The 20,344-nt window shown below is 66.5% G+C and carries 16 protein-coding genes; 8 read left to right on the forward strand and 8 right to left on the reverse strand.

Features of this window, described 5'->3' with window-relative positions:
- Positions 1–3: 3 nt before the first annotated feature.
- The 3 genes from ACQ7JA_RS08425 to ACQ7JA_RS08435 are packed head-to-tail and all read left to right on the forward strand — an operon-like array spanning position 4 to position 3,778.
- Positions 4–933, forward strand: coding sequence for a cytochrome c oxidase subunit II (locus ACQ7JA_RS08425; protein ID WP_430896525.1), 930 nt, complete (start codon positions 4–6; stop codon positions 931–933).
- Entirely contained in the window at positions 930–3,446 is a 2,517-nt protein-coding gene (ctaD, locus tag ACQ7JA_RS08430; RefSeq protein ID WP_430896527.1) for a cytochrome c oxidase subunit I, read from the forward strand. The genes ACQ7JA_RS08425 and ctaD overlap by 4 nt, the downstream gene beginning before the upstream one ends.
- Positions 3,447–3,448: 2 nt before the next feature.
- Complete coding sequence (locus tag ACQ7JA_RS08435) at positions 3,449–3,778, forward strand: hypothetical protein (protein ID WP_430896529.1); 330 nt, start codon at positions 3,449–3,451, stop codon at positions 3,776–3,778.
- 114 nt (positions 3,779–3,892) lie between these two features.
- Here ACQ7JA_RS08435 and ACQ7JA_RS08440 read toward each other — a convergent pair whose 3' ends face one another.
- From ACQ7JA_RS08440 to ACQ7JA_RS08455, 4 genes are all read right to left on the reverse strand, one after another.
- A complete protein-coding gene (locus ACQ7JA_RS08440) occupies positions 3,893–5,212 on the reverse strand; it encodes a PQQ-dependent sugar dehydrogenase (protein ID WP_430896531.1) in 1,320 nt (439 codons plus the stop codon).
- A 101-nt stretch (positions 5,213–5,313) separates the two neighbouring features.
- On the reverse strand, positions 5,314–6,591 hold the full coding sequence (locus ACQ7JA_RS08445) for an MFS transporter (RefSeq protein WP_430896533.1): 1,278 nt from the start codon (positions 6,589–6,591) through the stop codon (positions 5,314–5,316).
- Between the two features lie 25 nt (positions 6,592–6,616).
- A complete protein-coding gene (locus ACQ7JA_RS08450) occupies positions 6,617–7,996 on the reverse strand; it encodes a KamA family radical SAM protein (RefSeq protein WP_430896535.1) in 1,380 nt (459 codons plus the stop codon).
- 208 nt (positions 7,997–8,204) lie between these two features.
- A complete protein-coding gene (locus ACQ7JA_RS08455) occupies positions 8,205–10,166 on the reverse strand; it encodes an acyltransferase family protein (protein WP_430896537.1) in 1,962 nt (653 codons plus the stop codon).
- Between the two features lie 230 nt (positions 10,167–10,396).
- Between ACQ7JA_RS08455 and ACQ7JA_RS08460 the strand changes: the two genes are divergently transcribed.
- Together ACQ7JA_RS08460 and ACQ7JA_RS08465 are read left to right on the forward strand one after the other, a co-directional pair.
- A complete protein-coding gene (locus ACQ7JA_RS08460) occupies positions 10,397–10,852 on the forward strand; it encodes a cache domain-containing protein (protein ID WP_430896539.1) in 456 nt (151 codons plus the stop codon).
- A gap of 40 nt (positions 10,853–10,892) precedes the next feature.
- Positions 10,893–12,587, forward strand: a complete 1,695-nt coding sequence (locus ACQ7JA_RS08465) for a methyl-accepting chemotaxis protein (RefSeq protein WP_430896541.1) — start codon at positions 10,893–10,895, stop codon at positions 12,585–12,587.
- 8 nt (positions 12,588–12,595) lie between these two features.
- Here the strand turns inward: ACQ7JA_RS08465 and ACQ7JA_RS08470 are convergent, their stop codons facing one another.
- Complete coding sequence (locus ACQ7JA_RS08470) at positions 12,596–13,165, reverse strand: DNA-3-methyladenine glycosylase (protein ID WP_430896543.1); 570 nt, start codon at positions 13,163–13,165, stop codon at positions 12,596–12,598.
- A gap of 159 nt (positions 13,166–13,324) precedes the next feature.
- On the opposite strand from ACQ7JA_RS08470, the gene ACQ7JA_RS08475 reads away from it, so the two are divergent.
- The 3 genes from ACQ7JA_RS08475 (at position 13,325) to ACQ7JA_RS08485 (ending at position 16,734) form a co-directional block, all read left to right on the forward strand.
- Positions 13,325–14,182 carry an HDOD domain-containing protein gene (locus ACQ7JA_RS08475; RefSeq protein WP_430896545.1) on the forward strand — a complete coding sequence of 286 codons (858 nt, stop codon included), beginning with the start codon at positions 13,325–13,327 and terminating at the stop codon, positions 14,180–14,182.
- Between the two features lie 95 nt (positions 14,183–14,277).
- Entirely contained in the window at positions 14,278–15,468 is a 1,191-nt protein-coding gene (locus ACQ7JA_RS08480; protein WP_430896547.1) for a tetratricopeptide repeat protein, read from the forward strand.
- Positions 15,469–15,507: 39 nt separating this feature from the next.
- Positions 15,508–16,734: an acyl-CoA desaturase gene (locus ACQ7JA_RS08485; protein WP_430896549.1), complete on the forward strand. Its 1,227-nt coding sequence runs from the start codon at positions 15,508–15,510 to the stop codon at positions 16,732–16,734.
- 4 nt (positions 16,735–16,738) lie between these two features.
- Here the strand turns inward: ACQ7JA_RS08485 and ACQ7JA_RS08490 are convergent, their stop codons facing one another.
- From ACQ7JA_RS08490 to ACQ7JA_RS08500, 3 genes are all read right to left on the reverse strand, one after another.
- Positions 16,739–17,275, reverse strand: a complete 537-nt coding sequence (locus tag ACQ7JA_RS08490) for a DNA-deoxyinosine glycosylase (RefSeq protein WP_430896551.1) — start codon at positions 17,273–17,275, stop codon at positions 16,739–16,741.
- Between the two features lie 50 nt (positions 17,276–17,325).
- Positions 17,326–18,600 (reverse strand): glucan 1,4-alpha-maltotetraohydrolase domain-containing protein, encoded by a 1,275-nt coding sequence (locus ACQ7JA_RS08495; RefSeq protein WP_430896553.1) that lies wholly within the window; start codon positions 18,598–18,600, stop codon positions 17,326–17,328.
- 255 nt (positions 18,601–18,855) lie between these two features.
- Positions 18,856–20,343: an efflux transporter outer membrane subunit gene (locus ACQ7JA_RS08500; RefSeq protein WP_430896555.1), complete on the reverse strand. Its 1,488-nt coding sequence runs from the start codon at positions 20,341–20,343 to the stop codon at positions 18,856–18,858.
- Position 20,344: the final 1 nt, after the last annotated feature.

Genomic DNA, 20,344 nt, shown 5'->3' on the forward strand with positions numbered 1-20,344 from the left:
GCGATGCCGGACAACCTCCAGTCCGTCCTGCACCCGGCAGGCTGGGACGCCGCCATCATCAGCCATTTCGCCTGGGTGATGTTCGGCGCCGGCACCCTGATCTTCATCGCCGTGATGGCCCTGCTGCTGCTCAGCCTGCGGCGCCAGGAACGTCCCGCGCGCGCCCTGCTGTGGATCGGCGGCGGGGGCATCGCCTTTCCGGTCGTGGTGCTCACCGTCCTGCTGGGCTGGAGCACCTGGCGCAGCGCCCAGCTGGCGCCGCAGACTTCGAAGGACGCGCTGACCATCTCGGTGACGGCCAAGATGTGGTGGTGGGAGGTGCGCTACCACGACCCGGCGACCGGCCGCGAGATCGTCACCGCCAACGAGATCCACATCCCGACCGGGCGGCCGGTCTACCTGGGCCTCAACTCGGCGGACGTGATCCACAGCCTGTGGGTGCCTGCGCTCGCGGGCAAGCGCGACATGGTGCCGGGCCGTGTGACAGGCTTGAGCCTGCGCGCCGAGAAGCCCGGCATCTACCGGGGACAATGCGCGGAATACTGCGGCGAGCAGCACGCGAAGATGGCGCTGCACGTCGTCGCCTCCACGCCGCAGGAATTCGAGGCCTGGCTGGCGCGCCAGGCCCTGCCGGCAGCGCCCGCCGACAGCACCGTGCTGGCAAAGGGACGCGAAGCCTTCCTGCAGCAGCGCTGCCAGGCCTGCCACACCATCCGCGGCGTGGCCGAAGGCGCGCGCCTGGGTCCGGACCTGACCCACGTGGGCAGCCGCATGCACATCGGCGCAGGCACCCTGCGCACGCACCGCAACACCCTGCAAGGCTGGATCGCGGACCCGCAGGCGGCCAAGCCCGGCGTCTTCATGCCCGGCTCGCAAGACCTCGACCGCGCCACCCTGCAGGCGCTGGCCACCTATCTCGAGCACCTGAAATGAACGAGCAGCGCCTTCCCACGAATTTGCCAAATTCCCTGCCGCGCCCCGAGGGCGAATTCGAGCGCCTGAAGGAAGTCTGGCGCACGCCGACCGGCTGGCGCTTCTTCTCCTCGGTGAACAACACCAGCATCGGCCTGCTCTACATCGGCACCGCCCTGCTGTTCTTCATCCTGGCCGGCATCCTGGCCCTCGTCATGCGGGTGCAGCTGGCGGTGCCCGACAACACCCTGCTCTCGCCCGAGACCTACAACCAGGTCTTCACCATGCACGGCACGGTGATGATGTTCCTGTTCGCCATCCCCATCGTCGAGGCGATCGCGGTCTACCTGCTGCCGAACATGCTGGGCGCGCGCGACCTGCCCTTCCCGCGCCTCTCGGCCTATGCCTACTGGGCCTATGCCTTCGGCGGCCTGGCCTTCTTCTGCACCATCTTCGTCGGCCTCGCGCCGAACGGCGGCTGGTTCATGTATCCGCCCTATACCGGGGAACAGTATTCGCCCGACCTGAACGCCGACTTTTGGCTGCTGGGGATCGGCTTCATCGAAATCTCGGCCATCGCCGGGGCGGTAGAGCTCATCGTCGGCATCCTGTTTACGCGCGCGCCCGGCATGAGCCTGCGCCGCATGCCGGTCTACGCCTGGGCCATGCTGGTGGTGGCCGTGATGATCGTGTTCGCCTTCCCCGCCGTGATCGCCGGCACCGCCCTGCTGGAGCTGGAACGCGCCTTCGACTGGCCCTTCTTCATCGCCGAGCGCGGCGGCGACCCGATCCTGTGGCAGCACCTGTTCTGGTTCTTCGGCCATCCCGAGGTCTACATCATCTTCCTGCCGGCGGCCGGCATGGTCTCGACCATGATCCCGACCATCGCCGCCACGCCCCTGGTGGGCCGGCGCGCCATCATCGTGGCCCTGGTGGGCGTGGGCTTCTTCAGCTTCGGACTGTGGGCCCACCACATGTTCACGGCCGGCCTGGGCGTGCTGGAGATGAGCTTCATCTCCGCGGCCAGCATGGCGGTGGCGATCCCGACCGGCATCCAGGTCTTCGCCTGGATCGCCACCTTGTGGAACGGCCGCGTGCAGATGAACTCTCCGGCCCTGTTCCTGATGGGCTTCATGTTCATCTTCGTGCTGGGTGGCCTCACCGGCGTGATGGTGGCGGTGATTCCCTTCGACTGGCAGGTGCACGACACCTATTTCATCGTCGCCCACCTGCACTACGTGCTGATCGGCGGCATGGTATTCCCGGTGTTCGCGGCCATGTACTACTGGCTCCCGCTGGTCAAGGGGCAGCGCCTGTCGGAAAAGATGGCGCGCTGGGTGTTCTGGCTGATGTTCGGCGGCTTCAACCTCGCCTTCTTCCCGATGCACATCACCGGCCTGCAGGGCATGCCGCGCCGGGTCTATACCTACGATTCCCAGCTCGGCTGGGACTTCCTGAACCTGCTGTCGACCATCGGCGCCTTCGTCTTCGCTTTCGGGGTGGTGCTCTTCATCGTCGATGCCGTGCGCACCCTGCGCCGGCCCGAGAAAGAGGTCGACAATCCCTGGAATGCCGCGACCCTCGAATGGCTCACCTCCGAGTCCTACGGCAATCGCAGCATCCCGCGCATCACCTCCGTCAATCCGCTGTGGGACCAGCCGACCCTGTCGGAGGAAGTCGACCGCGGCCAGCACTACCTGCCGCAAACCGCCACCGGCCTGCGCGAGACCATTGCCACCAGCCCTGTTGCGGGCGAGCCGCGCTACCTGATGGTGCTGCCCACCGACAGCTGGCTGCCCGTGATCGCGGCGCTGGGCACGGCCGGCTTCTTCCTGCTCCTGACGGTGAAGGCGATGCTGCTGGCCTGGGTCTTCGGCTTCATGGCGGTGGCGGGCACCGTGGCCTGGCTGTGGGAATCGGACCGCAAGCCGCCGATCAAAGAGGCGCGGGTGGCCGACGACCTGGTGCTGCCGGTGAACGCGAAGACCACGGCCTCGCAATCGTGGTGGGGCACGATCGTGATGCTGGTGGTGGACGCCTGCATCTTCGCCTCTTTCGGCTACGCCTATGTGCACGTCTCGATGCGCCTGATGGTCTGCCCGCCGCCCGGCGCTGCGCTTCCTTCGCTGTCCTGGCAGCTGGCCTCCGGCGGATTGCTCCTGCTGGGCTCCGCACTGATCTTGCTCGCGGCGCGTGCGATCGGCAAGCGCCGCCTGCCCTGGCTGGTGCTGCTGGCGCTGGGCTGCACGGCGGCGTCCTTCCTGCTGGACCTGCGCGGCCACCAGTTCGCGGGCCTCGACCCGACCGCCACCGCCTGGGCCGCGGCGATCGGCGGCCTGCTCGGCTACCAGGGACTGCACATCGTGGTGCTGGCGATTGCCGGTCCTTATCTGGCCCTGCGCCACTGGCGCGGCCACCTGGGTGAGCACAGCCGGGCGACGCTCGACAACGTCAGCCTGCTCTGGCACTACACGACCCTGCAGGGCATCGCCGGCATGGCGCTGGTAAACGTCCTGCCGCTGCTGATGGAGTGAGCATGCAAGACGGATTCTGGCGACAGCTGCTGCGCGGGACCCTGCCCCTGCTGGTGTGGGCGGCCCACTTCACCTTCTGCTACCTGCTGGCGGCGGCGCAATGCACGCCGGCGGCCATGCGCGCGGGCGGGCCGGACCGCGTGCTGATGGGGATCGTGACGGTGGTGGCGCTGGCGCTGTGCGCCTGGCTGCTGTGGCGCGAGCGCGGCATCCTGAGGAATGCGAAGGAGGCGGCGCTATTGGATTGGGCGGCGGCGCTGGGGGCCTTACTTGCCTTCGTCGGGATTGTCTGGACCGGACTGCCGCTCCTGCTTGTCCAAGGCTGTTCGTAGGGGTGATCTGGCCCAGTGGACCAGATCAAGGTCCTCCGCCCACGCGTTCAACTTCGGCCTGCATTGCCACTACGCGTCCGGGAGCTGAACGCGCGGTCGGCAAAGCCGACCACCCTACCTGGCCGGCGTAATGCGCCAGATGACGTTGCCGACGTCGTCCGCCACCAATACTGCGCCCGGCTTATCGATGACGACACCCACCGGCCTGCCCATCGCATCGCCCTCCCTGTTCACGAAGCCCGTGAGCACCTCCAACGGCTTACCGGCCGGCATCCCATCCTTGAAGGGCACAAACACCACGTTGTAGCCCGACAGCGGCCTGCGGTTCCAGGAGCCGTGCTGGCCGATGAAGGCGCCGTTCGCGTACTGCGCGGGCAGCAGCTTGCCGGTATAGAAGGCCAGGCCGAGCGCCGCCACGTGGGCGCCCAGCGCGTAGTCCGGCGCCAGGGCCTTGGCCACCATCTCGGGGCGCGGCGGCTGGACGCGCTCGTCGACATGGCTGCCGTAGTAGCTATAGGGCCAGCCGTAGAAGCCGCCGTCCTTCACCGACGTCAGGTAGTCGGGCACCAGGTCGCTGCCCAGTTCGTCGCGCTCGTTCACCACGGTCCATAGCAAGCCGGTCTGCGGATTCCAGGCCAGGCCGTTGGGATTGCGCAGGCCCGAGGCGAACAGGCGGGTCTTGCCGCTTGCGATGTCGACCTCGAGGATGGCGGCGCGGTCGACTTCCTTGTCCATGCCGTTCTCGCCCACATTGCTGTTCGAGCCCGAGGTGGCGTAGAGCTTGCGGCCGTCAGGGCTGGCGATGATGTTCTTGGTCCAGTGGTGGTTCAGGGGACCGCCCGGCAGCGGCGCTACCGGCTGGGCGGTGGCCGTGATCTCGAGCTCTCCCTCGCGGTAGGGGAAGCGCACGATGCCGTCGGTATTGGCCACGTAGAGCATGTCGCCCACCAGGGCCATGCCGAAGGGCGAATTCAGGCCCTTCAGGAACACCCGCTTCACTTCGGCGACGCCGTCGCCGTCCGCATCGCGCAGCAGGGTGATGCGGTTGGCGCTCGGCACCGCGGCGCCGGCCTTTGCCATCACCTTGCCCATGACGTAGCCCCGGATGCCCTTCTTGCCCTCGGGGCGCTCGGGCGCATTGGTCTCGGCCACCAGCACGTCGCCGTTGGGCAGCACGTGCAGCCAGCGCGGGTGGTCCAGGCCGGAGGCAAAAGCGTTCACCGCCAGGCCGGCGGCGGCCACGGGCTTGCCGCCGTCAAGCCAGCCCTTGGCGGGCGCGATGTCGACGGTCGGGATGACGCTCCGGACCGGCGTCTTGATGATCGGGTTCGGGCCGACGTCGGCGCCGACCGGCAGGGTGGATTTGTCGCCGCAGGCGGCGAGCAGCAGGATCAGGGAGCATGCCGTGAGGCGAGGCAGGAGGTGGACGCGCATGGCGGTTCTTCTCTCGTCAGGTACGGACGGCGTCCGTATCGCCACATGCTAGCCAATTCGGCAATACAGCGCCATCCCTTACCGCCGAGAAAAGCCGCCCCTCAGGACACCGCGGGCACGGCCTCCGCCACCGCCGGCGCACCTGCCTGGCGCCGTCGTCGCAGGACGAAGCCCACCAGGCCCGGCAACTGCACCAGCACCAGCACCGCGAAGCCGACCTGGTAGGCGACCGCCGGTGCATGGCCTCCGGCATCAAGCGGCCACAGGCCGACCAGCAGGCCGAAGCCCGCCTGGATCACGAAGGCGCCGATGAAGATCAGGAGATTCAGGCAGGTGGCCGCGCGCGCGGTGAGCTCGCGCGGCATCGACTGGGCGATGATCGCGTACTCGATCCCCGTGATCGTTCCCACCAGCGTGAACAGCACCGACAGCATCTGGTAGCTCGGCTGGTAGCCGGCCACGAAGGCCGCCTGCACCAGCAGGAACAGCGTGATGCCGGCCGCCGCCACGTCCAGCGGGGCGACGCCGTGCCGCCCCGCCCATTCGGTGATCATGCCCACCGCGATGGCGCCGAAGATCACCGAGGCCATGCCCATGTAGAGCAGGTAGGCCACGGCGTGGTCCGGAAAACGCGCCGCGTCGGTCAGCCAGCGCCCGATCCACAGGCCCTGGATGCCGAAGAACACCGCGTGCGGGATGAGCACCAGCGAGGCCGTCGTGCGGAATACCGGCGCGCGCAGCACCTGGCGCAGCGCCTCGCCGAGCGGCCCGCGGTTCGGGCTTGGCCCTTCGGTGCGCGGATAGAGCAGCGCGACCAGCAGGCCGCAGCAGGCCACCAGGCCGGCCAGCACCACGAACAGGCCGCGCCACTCCAGGTAGTCGAGGGCCAGGCGCACCGGCATGGTGGCCGAGGCGGCGCCGAGTCCGCCGACCGCGATCAGGTAGCCGTGCACCGAGGGCAGCCTGTTCGGCGCAATCCAGGTGGAGACCGCCTTCACCGCCGCCATGAAGCAGCCGCCCAGGCCGAAGCCCATGACGGCGCGCGCCAGCAGCAGCTGGCCGAAGCTCTCGCCGTGGGCGAACAGCAGCGCGCCGACTGAACCGACCAGCATCATCACCAGCTGCACCCGGCGCGGCCCGAAGCGGTCGAGCGCGATCCCGACCGGCAGCTGCACCAGCGCGAAGGCGAAGAAGAAGGCGCTGGTCAGCAGTCCCAGCTCGCCCGGCGTGAGCGCGAGCGCGCCGACCAGGTGCGAGGCCAGCACCGCGTTCACGTTGCGCAGCAGCGAGGACAGGTAGTGCCCCAGGGCGAAGGGCAGGAAGACGTAGAAGAAGACCGCCACGCCGGACAGGCGTGGCGCGGTGGCGGTGTCCTGCATGGCGGCTACCGGTGGAAGCGGGATGTCAGGCTGCGTCGCGCTGTGCGGCAGGCACCAGGGGAATCACCCGTCCGCCGGGTCCGCGCAGGGGGCCGCCGCTTTCCATCTCGAAGAAGAACCTGTCGCGCCCGAAGGCCGGTTTCAGGTGATCCAGCCAGGTGGCGTCCGGGTCGTACTTGGCGAAGAATGGACGGCGCACCCACTCGGGATTGCGGGCCTGCAGGAACTGCAGCGCGAACAGCTTCTCGCCGTTGATGGTCACTACGCCGTCGATCACCACCTTGCCCGGGAAGGCGCTCATCGAGGGACCGCGCACCGTGCGCGACAGCCCCGACACCATCGAATACGCTTCCTGGAAGATTTGGTGGGCGCGCGCCAGCGGCAGGGCGAAGTAGTCGCGCGGGCCGGTGTCGCGCTCGACGAACATGTAGTACGGGATGGCCCCCAGGCGCACGCCCGTGGTCCACAGCTCGGCCCAGCTCTTCGGGTCTTCGTTGATGTGGCGGATCAGCGGGCCTTGCATGCGCAGGGTGGCGCCGGTGCCGACGATGCGCTTGACGGCCTGCTGGGCGATGGGGTGGCGCAGCTCCACCGCATGGTTGTAGTGGCCCATGATGGCGAGATTCTTGCCTGACCGGACCACCTTCTCGAACAGGCGCATCAGGTCGTCGCTGTCCTTGTCCGACACGAAGCGCTGCGGCCAGTAGGCGACCGACTTGGTGCCGATGCGGATGTTCTGGATGTGGGCCAGGTTGGGTTCGAGCAGGGGCTCGAGGAATTCGGCGAGCGAGCGGGTATTCATGATCATCGGGTCGCCGCCCGTGATCAGGACGTCGGTCACGTCCGGGTGGGTCTCGAGATAGGACACCAGCTCGCCACACTCGCGGGCATCGAACTTCATGTCGTCCATGCCGACGAACTGCGGCCAGCGGAAGCAGAAGGTGCAGTAGGCGTGGCAGGTCTGGCCCGAGCTGGGGAAGAACAGCACGGTTTCCTTGTACTTGTGCTGCAGGCCCTTGAGCGGCGCATCGTTCACGCGCGGCACGTTGTGGGTCATCTGGCCGGCCGGGTGCGGGTTCATGCGCATGCGGATCGCGTGCACCAGCTTCGCGGTGGCCGCCTCGTCCTTCTTGTACAGCACCAGGTCACGCAGCTGCTCGTACTCCTGGGCGGGCAGCATGTCGCGGTGCGGAAAGGTCAGGCGGTAGATCGGATCGTCCGGCACCTTGTCCCAGTCGATCAGCTCCTCCAGCACATAGGCGTTCACCCGAAAAGGCAGCACGTGGGAAACCACCTGCACCGCTTCCTGCAGCTCCGGCGCCAGCCATTGCCACTGGCGCGCCGTATGGATCGATTGCCGGGTATAGGGCTTGAACTTGGAGGGCGTCGATTCGGTCGTGATCACGGGAGTTCTCCAGGAAACGAAAGATGAGGGGGGCCGGCCGCATTGTCATGCTGGAGCGTTGCCGGGAAGAATTCATCTTACGTTGCGGAAATACTGAAGAATTGCCGTCAATCAATCGGAGAAGTCTGACAAGGGGAGCTAAAACAAGGAAGAAGCAAAACGGGACAAGTACAGGACAGGGCGCGCGTTCAGCCCTGTCCGATCTCGCCTATTCGTTCGCCCGAGTGTTCATCCACTGAGCAAAGCTGCGTCCGATCAAGAGGTCCCCTTCGTAACTCAAGTGATTGGTATCGCGGTACATCAACCGCCCGTTAACCATTGCGCGGCATTCGCGTTCGTCACATAGCGCCGACGCCGCCTCGAACCAGCGGATGCGGGGAAATTCCTTCGCCATTTGTCCGATAATGATGTTGTGTTTGGTGATCTGCTCGTCCCAGTCGCTCCGCGGGAGCGCGCACGGCCACTTGGTCGCCGAGGAAGCGACACCGGCGCGCTTGATGCACGAACGCGGATCGAAGTCGAGCCGCGGTACGTCGCTCATGAAGATGATGCTCTTGCCGGCGTCCTGAAAACGGCGGAAGGTATTGCGCGCTGCATCCACATGGTAGCGCACATGAGGCTCCGTATAAAACCGCAAATAGGTCGAAAAGACTACCGTTTTTACAGAAGGCATCGACAGCGCCAGGTCCAGCATTGGATCGGTGACTTTCTGGTAAGGGCTTTCGTTCGGATCCAGGCCCCAGTATGGGAAGCGTGTGCTCAGCATCAGGAGGTTCTCACCGATGCTGTTGTAGTACTTCATCAGGCCAGCGGATACGTGATAGGCATGGCTGTCGCCGACCAGGACCACGGTCGGCTCGCGGGACGGGTCGGCCTGAAGGCAGTATTCGTATTGTCCCTCGAAGCCGTAGCGCTTCATGCAGGCCGCGGCATTGGCCTTGTCCTCTACGACGATCAGCGCCTTCTGGTTGGCCACGCTGTCCTCCACCGCCTTGCGGGCCGGCAGGCCTTCCTTTTCATAGATGTAAGCGCCGGCGCCGGCCATGGCCAGCATCAGCACGCACAGCGCCGGCACCTTCCAGCGCGAGGCGGCGCCATCTCGCAGCGGGCGCTCGACAAGCAGGTAGGTCAGCCAGGCCAGCACGATCGCCGCGCCCACCGCAGCACCGCGGATGCCGCGCGCCGGCATGCCCGATTCAACGATCTGGGCGAAGGACAGCAGTGGCCAGTGCCACAGGTAAAGCGGATAGCTGATCAAGCCCACCCACACCATCAGGCGGTTGGACAGTACCACGCGGTTGAACCAGGCTTGCGGGCCGGCTGCGATGAGGAAGGCGGCGCCCAGGGTCGGCAGCAGCGGCCAGGCGCCGGGGAAGTGGCGCTGGCGCGTGATCAGGACCAGGCCGGCCACGAGCAGGATCACGCCAGCCCAGGCCAGCAGGTTCGGGGAAATCTTCGACGCGCGCGTCGGCGCCTGGGCCGCACGCGCATGCATGCAGGCCAGCCCTGCGCCGATCAGGAGTTCCCAGGCACGGCTGGCCGGGTTGTAAAAGGCTGCGGAGGCATCGTGCGCGACAGTGGCGACGTTCAGGCCGAACGAGGCCAGCCCCAGCAGCACGGCGGTCGCCAGCAGAGGCAGGCGCAGCTTCCAAGCCAGCAGCAGGAGCACCGGCCAGAGGATATAGAACTGCTCCTCGATGCCGAGGGACCACAGGTGCAGCAGGGGCTTGGTCTCGGCGGCGGTGTCGAAGTAGCCGACCTGGGCCCAGTAGAAGAAGTTTGCCGCGAAGCCCGCCCCGCCCACCGTGTGCTTGCCGAGCTGCTGGTATTCGTCCGGGAACAGCGCGATCCAGCCGAACGCCAGGCTGGCGCCCAGCACAAGGACCAGTGCCGGGAAGATACGGCGAATGCGGCGCGCGTAGAAGTGGGCAAAGCTGAAGCTGCCCTGTCCCAGTTCGCGCACCAGGATGCCGGTGATCAGGAAGCCCGAGATGACGAAGAAGATGTCGACGCCGATGAAGCCGCTGTGCAGCCAGGTCGGAAACGCGTGAAACAGCACGACAGAGAGCACGGCGATGGCGCGCAGGCCGTCGATGTCACGGCGGTATGCCGGGTGGCTCCCGGCCGGGGCCTGCTGATCCTGGAACAGGATCTGTTTTTCTTGTTTCATTCCTACAAGCTCGGCAAATCCGGAGATTTTACCTGAGCAGCCGGGGAGCAGGGTTAGCATGGCTTTAGACTGCGCTGCAGGTCGGCATTTGCTGACACCAATGCGCAACATTCCGAGCCAGCGTCCCTCCTGCGATTGCGTAATCGCAATTCTCGTCCTCTCCACCCCGGTACATTTGCCAATGCACTTCAGAAATATTGGCCCCAGAACACCAACCCGAGGAGACCACCATGAAGCTGATCGCCACCACCGCCGTCCTGTGCTTTGCTCTGGCCGCCATCCCTGCCCTGGCCAGCGGCCCGACCGAGAAGGACGCCATCGCCATGGTCGAACGCGGCGCCGCCCTGGTCAAGGCCAAGGGCAAGGACGAGATGATCAAGAAGATCAACGCCAAGGATGCCGACTACGTGCAGGGCGAGCTGTACATCGACATGCGCGACCTGAAGACCGGCATCGTGCTGGCCCACCCGATCAATCCCTCGATCGTCGGCAAGGACCTGACCGACGTCCCCGATGCCAACGGCAAGAAGTACCGCCGCGAGATCATTGAGCTAGCCGCCGCCAAGGGTAAAGGTTGGGTCGACTATCAGTACAAGAACCCAACCAGCGGCAAGATCGAGCCGAAGACCACCTATATCCAGCGGGTCGACGACATCGTCCTCGAAGCCGGCATCTACAAGAAGTAAGGTCTGAACATAACGTCCCTCCACCCTCCCGGAGTCAAGCATGCTGAACAAACTGCGGATCGGTCCGAAACTCCTGCTGGCCCCGGGACTGGTGCTGGTGCTGCTCACCATGCTGTCGGCGGCCGCCTACTACGGCATGGTGCGCCAGAACGCCTCGCTCGAGCACATGGTGCAGGTGCGCGCCGCGCGCCTGCAGGCGGTGGCCGACGTGGCGGGCGATGCGCGCTTCGCGCACGCCAACATCTACCAGTTGCTGGCCTGGGTCAACGGCAGCTTCGCGCAGAGCCGGCTGGCGGCGCTCACGGCGGACATCCACAAGAAGCATGCGCAGATCGGCGACAAGCTCGGCGACCTCCAGAAGTCAGCCGCGCCGGGCGAACGCGCGCCGCTGGAGAATTCCCTGGCGGCGCTGGCCGGCTACCGCAAGATGGTGGGGGAAACGATCGAACTCGCCCAGGTCGACCAGTCGATCGCCACCAACTCGATGCAGAAGGCGGAGAAGCAGTTCGTCGCCCTCGACACCGAACTGCAGCGCCTGGCCGTGCTGGAGAAGAAGCTGAGCGTGGAGGCGCATGCCGCGGCCAAGGCCGAGTTCCGCTCGCTCGGCATCATGATGGCGGCCCTGGTGCTGCTGTCGATCGGGCTGTCGCTGGTGGTGACGATGCTGGTGCGGCGCGCCATGCTGGCCGACATCCACGCCATCGCCACGGTGGTGAACGACCTGGCCGAAGGCCAGCTGCGCACCTCGAACACGGCGGGCAGCGGACGCGACGAGATCGCCGACACCGCGCGCGCCCTCGACCACTCGATCTCGCGCCTGGACGGGGCGCTGCGCAGCATACTGAAGTCGGTGCACTCGATCGACACCGCCTCGAAAGAGATCGCCAGCGGCAACCTCGACCTGTCGACCCGCACCGAGATGCAGGCCGGCTCCCTCGAACAGACCGCCAGCACCATGGAAGAACTGACCACGGCGGTCAAGCAGAACGCCGACAATGCGCGCCTGGCCTCGAACCTAGCGGCGCAAGCCGCACAGCTGGCCTCCAATGGCGGCACAGCCGTGGGCCGCGCGGTGGCGACGATGGAATCGATCCAGGCCAGCTCGCGCAAGATCGTCGAGATCACCGGCGTCATCGACGGTATCTCCTTCCAGACCAACCTGCTGGCATTGAACGCCGCGGTGGAAGCCGCGCGCGCCGGCGAACAGGGACGCGGCTTCGCCGTGGTCGCCGCCGAGGTGCGCACCCTGGCCCAGCGCTCGGCCGCGGCCGCGCGCGAAATCAAGGCCCTGATCGCCGACTCCGTGAAGATCATCGAGGAAGGCAGCGCCTCGGTGAGCGAGGCCGGCGCCAGCATGGGCGACATCGTGTCCTCGGTACGCCAGGTGAACGACATCATCGGCCGCATCAGCGTGGCCAGCACCGAGCAGGCCGACGGCATCGCCGAGGTGAACAAGGCGGTCGGGCAGATGGACGGCATGACCCAGCAGAACGCGGCCCTGGTCGAGCAGGCCGCGGCCGCGGCCGAAAGCCTGCACGAGCAGACCGTCAACCTGGCCAAGGCGGTGTCGATCTTCAAGCTTGCCGACGGCACGCCGGCGATTGCGATCGACGAGGAAGAGGTGGACGAGGATGGCTTCCAGGGACTGCAGGAGCGGCGCGCCGAAGGCAGTCCGATGCGCGGGCGGCCCGTGCCCGCGCTGCCGGCGGCGCAGCCGCAGCGGCGCCGCGCGTAAACAAGCCCTTACCGAAACGGCCGGCTGACGAAACGCGAGCCGGCCAGCCCGAAGCGCCAGGGCACGTCCATCGCCTTCGAAATGCCGATGCGAGGGCCCGTCACCACCTCGCGATCCGGCGCTCCCGGCAGCAGCGTGAAAGGCGCCTCCGACAAGGGCTGGCCGTTCAGCGCGCGGGTCACGCCCAGGGCCTGGCACAGCTTGCCGGGTCCCGAGCACAGCAGCCACTCGTCATCGGCGTCGCGGCGCACGCGCATGGTGTCCAGCCCCATCACGGGCTCGAGCGCGCGGATCAGGACTCCGGCGCCGTGCCCCTCTTCGCGGCAGACGAAGTTCAGGCACCAGTGGATTCCGTAGGAGCGGTACACATAGGCATGGGCGGGCAAACCGAACATCGCCGCATTGCGCTCGGTCGGGCCGGAAAAGGCGTGCGATGCCGGATCTTCGCGGTCATAGGCCTCGGTTTCGACGATCCGCCCACCGACACCGTCCACCAGCACCGTCACGCCGATCAGCTGGCGCGCCACGATGTCCGCGGGCGCCGTGAAGTCGACTCCTGCAATTGTCGAAATAGCCATGGGAAGATTGTAATTGCGCTACTAAACCGGTGTCGCAGCGCTGTCGCTTTGGTGAAATTGACACAAATGAGCATTGCCCAAGTGCAAGAAAAATCCGGCTGGGGTATAGTGGCAGGGTTGTTCGCTTCCCCCGCAGCCCTTCCTTTTCTTCCCGCGCCCATGAATACCGTCGCCGATCCTCTTTCGCATCTCGACCAGGTCGACGCCCTGATCAAGTCGATCCGCATCCCGCCGCGTCCGAGCCTGCTGGCCGACATGCAGCGCGAGCTGGCATCGGAAGATCCGTCGCCGGAAGCGATCGGTAGAATCGTGGCGAGCGACGTCGGCATGTCCGGCGCCCTGCTGAAGCTGGCGAACTCCTCGATCTACGGCGGACGCCGCAAGGCCAAGTCGGTCGAGCAGGCCATCCTCTTCCTGGGCATCAACCAGGTCGCGGCCCTGATGACCGGGCTGCTGGCGCGCCAGGCGATTCCGGCCAACAGCGCCAGCCTGGCGAGCTTCTGGGACATCTCGACCCGCCGCGCCCAGGCCATGGTGTTCCTCTCGCGCCGCCTGCGCATCGGCGAAGCGGACGTGGCCCACACCTTCGGCCTGTTCTGCGACACCGGCGTGCCGCTCCTGATCGAGCGCTTCCCCGACTACGCCCAGACCTATGCCGACGCCTCGCTGGAAAGCGACCGTCCGTTCACGGCCCTGGAAGAACAACGCCACTCGACCTCCCACGCCTCGGTCGGCTGCCTGCTGGCGCGCAACTGGGGCCTGTCCGGCGACGTCGGCTGGGCCATTCTGCACCACCACGACTTCGCCGTCCTCGACGACTCCTCCACCTCGGGCGCGGTGCGCTCGCTGGTGGCCCTGTCGGTACTGGCCGAAAGCGCGATCTGCCGCTACCAGGGCCATGCCGAGTCGCTCGAATGGGCCAAGGGCGGCGCCAGCGCCTGTGCCTATCTGGGCCTGTCCGACGAGGAAACCGCCGAGCTGCTGGACGAGCTGGTGGAAGCGTTCCACACCGAATAAAAGTAGCGCTCCAGGTATGCATCGGGCAGGCTTTGACAAGCCTGCCGCACAGGCCGATACTTCCTCCATCATAAGCAGTAAATACGGAGGAAGACATGAAGCGCCTGGCGGTCCTGTTGTCGATATCCCTGCTTGCCGGCTGCGCCACGGTTGCGCCGCCCGTCGAGCCTCCCCCACCCGTCTTCTCCGACGCCTCCTTCGCGCCGCCTTCCGAACCGGTCCGCACCGACACCCTGTTCGATCTCAGCTCCGAGATGCAGGCTTACCTGAACAGTGCGAGGTTCTCTTCCCTCCTGCGCGACCGCGGCGAGCGCCACGGCCTGGTCGACGCCCTGTACCGCAAGTCCGACCTGCAGCTCGAATACGAGTCCAGCAAGACCCGCACGGCCGCCGAAACCTATGCCGCCCGCTCGGGCAACTGCCTGTCGCTCGTCATCATGACCGCGGCCTTCGCCAAGGCTCTGGGCATGCCGGTGCAGTACCAGAACATCGACGCCCAGAACACCTGGAGCCGCGAAGCCGGCCTGTTCCTGGCCAGCTCGCACGTCAACATCCTGCTCAGCGACCGCCGCATGCCCAACGTGCATTCCCCGAGCGCCGAGATGCAGCTGCTGGTCGACTTCATCCCGAGCGACGCGGCCTCGCGCCTGCGCGCCCACGCCATCGAAGAGCAGGACATCATCGCGCTCTACGCCAACAACCGCGCCGCAGAAATGCTGGTGCAGGCCCGCGTGAACGATGCCTACTGGTGGGCGCGCGCCGCGGTGCAGGCCCGTCCGAAGCTGGTCACCGTCCTCAACACCCTGGGCGTGGTCTACGAGCGCAGCGGCAAGCTGGCCATGGCCGAACAGACCTATCGCTCGGCGCTGGCGCGCGAGCCGGAGAACGTGGTCGTCATGCGCAACCTGCAGCCGGTGCTGGTCGAGCTGGGCAAGGGTGAAGAAGCGATCGCGCTCGCCAAGCGCATCAACAGCATCGAGCCGGTCGCGCCCTATTACTATTTCGACCAGGGCATGATCGCCCTGAAGGACGGCGAGCCCGAGAAGGCGAAGTCGCTGTTTGAGCGCGAGATCAGGCGCGCGCCCTTCAACGACGAATTCCGCTTCTGGCTGGGCATCGCCTACGCACGCATGGGCGAGATCGGCGACGCGCGTGCACAGCTGGCCCTGGCCGTCGAGCACAGCACCCGGCGCGACGTGCGGGACCAGTATTCGGCGAAGCTGGCTTATCTCAGGCAGATCAGCATGAATGCGCGGCGCAGCGTGGAGCCGAGCCGCTATCAGTAATGTCGCCATGGCGTGATCCGCCACTTTTCAAGGACAACGATGATCGAATGGCAGAACGCCGGGGGCGACGTGGCGAAGGGCAATGTGCGCTGGGATCCGGTGCGTTCGCTATGGTGGACCGGGATGGTGGGCGCCGCGCTCGTTGGCGGCGTCGCGACCTTCAGCTGGAGTGCATTCGCACTGTTCCTTGCCACGACCGCTTTCGTGCTGCTGTTCGGTCACTCGCTCGGCAGCCATCGCAAGTTGATCCACGATAGCTTCCAGTGTCCGAAATGGCTCGAGTACCTGTTGGTGTATTCGGGCGTACAGGTGGGCCTGTCCGGCCCCCTTGGGTTGGTACGCCAGCACGACCTGCGCGACTATGCCCAGCGGCAGGCCGACTGCCATCCCTACCCGCGCCACGGACTTCCGTTCTGGACCGACGCGTGGTGGCAGCTGCACTGCCGACTCGAGCTGGCCGATCCGCCCCTCCTCCTCTTGCGGCCGGACGTTGCAGGCAATCGCTTCTACCGCCTGCTCGAACGGACCTGGATGCTGCAGCAACTGCCGCCGATCGCCCTTCTTTACCTGGCGGGCGGCTGGGCCTTTGTGATCTGGGGCGGCTGCGCGCGCATCGCGGCGGGCGTCACCGGCCATTGGCTGATCGGCTGGTTCGCACACAACCACGGCCCCATGCACCACGTCGTGGACGGTGCCGCGGTCCAGGGACGCAACGTCAAGCTGGCCTCGCTACTGACGATGGGAGAGTCCTGGCACAACAATCATCATGCCTACCCCGGCTCCGCGCGCCTCGGCCTGTACGCGGGAGAATGGGATCCCGGATGGTGGGTGCTGACGCTGCTGCGCAATTGCGGCCTGGTCTGGGCGCTGCGTCTGCCACAAGACTGTGCTCGACGGGAGGAACTACGGCAGCTCGACAGCGCGCGCATGGTGGCATCGGTCTCCCGCAGACCCTTTAATCTCGTGGTGCGCGACATCTTCGCCGTGGCCGCACAGGTTCGGACACGCCGTGCGCCCGTGGCACTGCAAGGTCCGTTCGCTACCCTGCCTGAGCCCGCATTGCGCACCTTGCTGGGCGCAGGGGTTACGCTCGCGCGCGATCCGGCCATGACCAGGATGCAAATGCAGCACGGCGCCATCACTATCATCGGACTGCCCGCGCTCATACTCGCTTTGGGAAGCCGCAATCTCCCCTCTTTCATCCTTGCGGTGGCACTGCTGCCCGCCGCCATGCTGGCCGAGGTCCTGCGTGAACGGCTCAGCTGACGGGCTAGAAAAGCGCGGTCTGCCCCGACGCGTTGTTCACGTCGGATTCATCGACCAGGCGGCGCCACACCGCCAGCTTCTGCTCGAAGCTCATCGCCATGTGCGCCGGAGAACTCGACGGCAATACCACCGTGCGGTAGCCGGCGGCCGCGAACTGCGGGGCGAACTTGCCGGAGGCCTGGCCGTTGAATCCCACCGTCTCCAGCGCCGGGCAGAGGGTCTTCAAGCGCTCGAAATCGTTGGCGGCCGGCTTGCGGATGCTTGAGTCGAGGCTCCCTTCGCGTTCGCAGCCGGCCAGCACGTCCCACAGGCCGACGTGGTGCGCCAGCAGGCGCACGAGCCGCTCTTCATAGGGCAAGGCCGCCAGGGCTTCTCCAACCACTCCGGAAATCAGGGGCCAGAACTGGTTGCGCGGGTGCGCATAATATTTGCCTGCCGCCAGCGAAGCCGCGCCGGGAAAGCTGCCGAGTACGAGGATGCGCACGTCGGCATCGATGACCGGCGCAAGGCCGGTCAGGGTCGGTGATGGTGCTGTCGTCATGCCCCCATTGTAGCGGCGCCGTCGCGGGCGCCGCTCGCCTCCCGGACTGTCTACTTCATCCAGACAGCGTAGTTGCTTCCCGAGGTCTGCAGCGTCCAGCCGGCGCCCGGGCTCCAGCTGTTCGGGCCGATCTTCATCGCCAGCTGGCGCGTGCTGCCGGTGATGATGGCGGCGTACAGTCCCTGGGTGGCGGCCTGGATCGCGACCGGTGAGGTGGAATGCACGCCTGCGGTCCGGCGCGCCTGCATCAGCGCACTGATCGCCGCCTTCAGGTTCCAGTTGTAGATGTGCGGGTAGTAGACCGTCGGAATACCCGGATGGCTCAGGATGTAGGCATAACCCTGCATCACCGCGCCGCAGGGCACCGGCCAGTGGTTCTGGCCGACGCCGCAGCTCTCCGAGGGGCCGGTGTCATGGTTGTCGACGAAGGTCACCGCCATTGCCGGCCACCAGCCGAGGGCGCCCTGCGGCTTGCCGGAAGAATCGCGCAGGCGCCAGTAGTTGCCGTTGGCCAATGCGTCGTTGAGCAGACCCTTCGTCGTGAAGTCGAAGGCGCCGCAGCTGTTGCCGGTACCGTTGATCCAGTTCATGATCTGCTGGCGGTGGGCATCGATGTTGTTCAGGTCGAGGTCGGTCCACAGCTCGCCCACGCAGAACTGGGCGCCGAAGGCATTCGCGTACTTCCCGGCATACTGGGCGCCGAAGCCCTTCACGTAATCGAAGCGCAGCCCGCTGAAGCCAACCGGCTTGATGGTGTAGTTGAGCCAGTTGATGATGCCGTTCTGGGTCTCGCCGACGTTCGTATGGTCGATGTCGCGGCCGGCATTGAAGCCAGAGCCGGTATCGCCGTTCCCCAGCCCACAGTTGCACTCGTCGTTATTGGCGATCGTGTAGCGCGTCCAGTTCGGATTGGTGAAATCGGACCAGCCGGTCGAGCCGACACGGTGGTTGACGACGACGTCGGCAATCGCCCGGATGCCGCTGTTGGTGAAGGCGCGTACGACGTTGGTCAGTTCGGCCGAGCTGCCGTAGCTGGAGCTGAGGTTGTTCAGCTGGCGCGGCAGGTAGCCTTCCCGCGCCGCCGAGTCCGACGAAGGCGGCAGCCACACATGGCTGAAGCCCATGGCCTTCAGGTCGGCCACGTTGCCGGCCAGGGTGTTGTACCAGTTCGGATTGCTGTATCCCGCCGAATTCCAGTGGAAGCCCTGGAGGACGACGGCGGAACTGTTGCCGGCCTGGGCTGGTGGGGTGGCGGCGCCGGCATGGGCCGACAGCATCAGGACACCCGATGCGAGCAAGGCTGTAACGCTGACTTTCTTCTTCATGTCTCCTCCGAATAATTGTTACGGATTGGTGTTTTTAGAAAGCGGTAACAACGGTCAATAACCATGTAAAACAAGTAGTTTAACTACCATAATCTACGTACATACACGGAAATGACTCGAGGAATTCTCTGCCTGGCCAGATCGTGTGTCAATTGAATTCTGAACTCTTTCTGTAGTTTTGCTACCCACGAAAAAAAGCGGCGGGCACTTACGCACCCGCCGCAAAGGGCAAAACAACGCCTGGAGAGGTAAAGCTTAGTTCTGTGCGACCGCCTGTCCGTCGATACGGCCAGCGTCCCAGCCGCCGCCGAGTGCGCGGATCAGCGCCACGGTGGTGACGGCGCGGTTGCCGCGCAGCTGGACTGCCGTGCGTTCGACCGCCGCCAGATTGCGCTGGGCGTCCAGCAGCTCGAGGTAGCTGGAGCGGCCGGCGTCGTAGAGCTTCTGGGCCAGGTCGGCCGAGCGCCGCGCCGAGACCAGGGCGGAATCGATCTCGCCGGCCTGGCTGGACAGGATGCGCAGGCCGGCCAGGTTGTCCTCGACTTCGGCGAAGGCGCTCAGGACGCTCTGGCGGTAGGTCCCGACCGATTCTTCCAGCACCGCCTCGCTGCGCTCGACGTTGGCGCGGTTGCGGCCGCCGTCGATGATGGGCATCGAGGTGAGCAGGCCCAGGACCCAGGAGCGGCTGCTCCACCGGAACACGTCGGAGAAGGCGCCGCCCACGCCGCCGCCGGCCGCGCTGATGGTCAGCGCCGGGAACATCGCGCTGCGCGCCACGCCGATGCGGGCATTCGAGGCTTCCATCGCGCGCTGTGCCGCGACGATGTCCGGACGGCGCTCCAGCAGCGAGGACGGCAGGCCTGCCGGAATGGTCGGCAACGCGGTCGCGTCCAGCAGCGGGCTGCGGCCGGCCACGTAGTTCGACGCCGGCTTGCCCAGCAGGACCGCGAGCGCGTGTTCCGCGGTGGCGCGCTGGCGCTGCAGGCCGATGGCTTCGGCGCGGGCGGTCGACAGCTCGGTGCGGGCCCGCGACAGGTCGAACTCGCCGATGTCGCCCAGGTCGAAGCGGCGCTGGTTGACGTTGACGCTTTCCTCGCGCAGCTGCACGGTGCGCGCCACGGTATCCAGCTCGGCGTCCAGGGCGCGCAGGCGGAAGTAGGTCTGCGCCACGTCGGCCTGCAGGGCCAGCAGCACCGAGCGATAGTTGGCTTCCGAGGTCGCCGCATCGCTGCGCGCCGCCGACACGCCTGCCGCGACCCGGCCGAACAGGTCGACCTCGTAGCTGGCGGTGAGCTGGGCGTTATAGCTCGTCACCGGCTGCATCGGCGTGCCCTGCGGCAGGCCGGATTCCAGCGCCGAAGGGCGGGCACGCTGGGCGCCGATGCCCACACCGATCTGCGGCACGCGGTCCGCTGCCGCGATGCCGGCGATCGCCCTCGCCTGCTTGACGCGGGCGGCGGCCACCGACAGATTCGCATTGTTGGCGCTGGCCTCATCGATCAGGGCGGTGAGCGCCGGATCGTTGAAGGCGAGCCACCACTGGCCGCGCGGCTGTGCTTCGGCCGGCTGGGCCGGCTTCCAGCGCGCGCCGTCGACGCCTTCCACCTCTTTCGCAGGCGTCTGCGATTCCCGGAAGGCGGTCGGCGTTTCCACCGCCGGCTGCTTGAATTCGGGAGTGGCGCAGGCCGTCAGCAGCAGCGCTGCCAGCAGGGGCGCCACGCCCTTTGCGATCATGTTGTTCATC

The sequence above is a fragment of the Massilia sp. BKSP1R2A-1 genome (assembly GCF_050586525.1).
Lineage (GTDB): Bacteria > Pseudomonadota > Gammaproteobacteria > Burkholderiales > Burkholderiaceae_D > Telluria.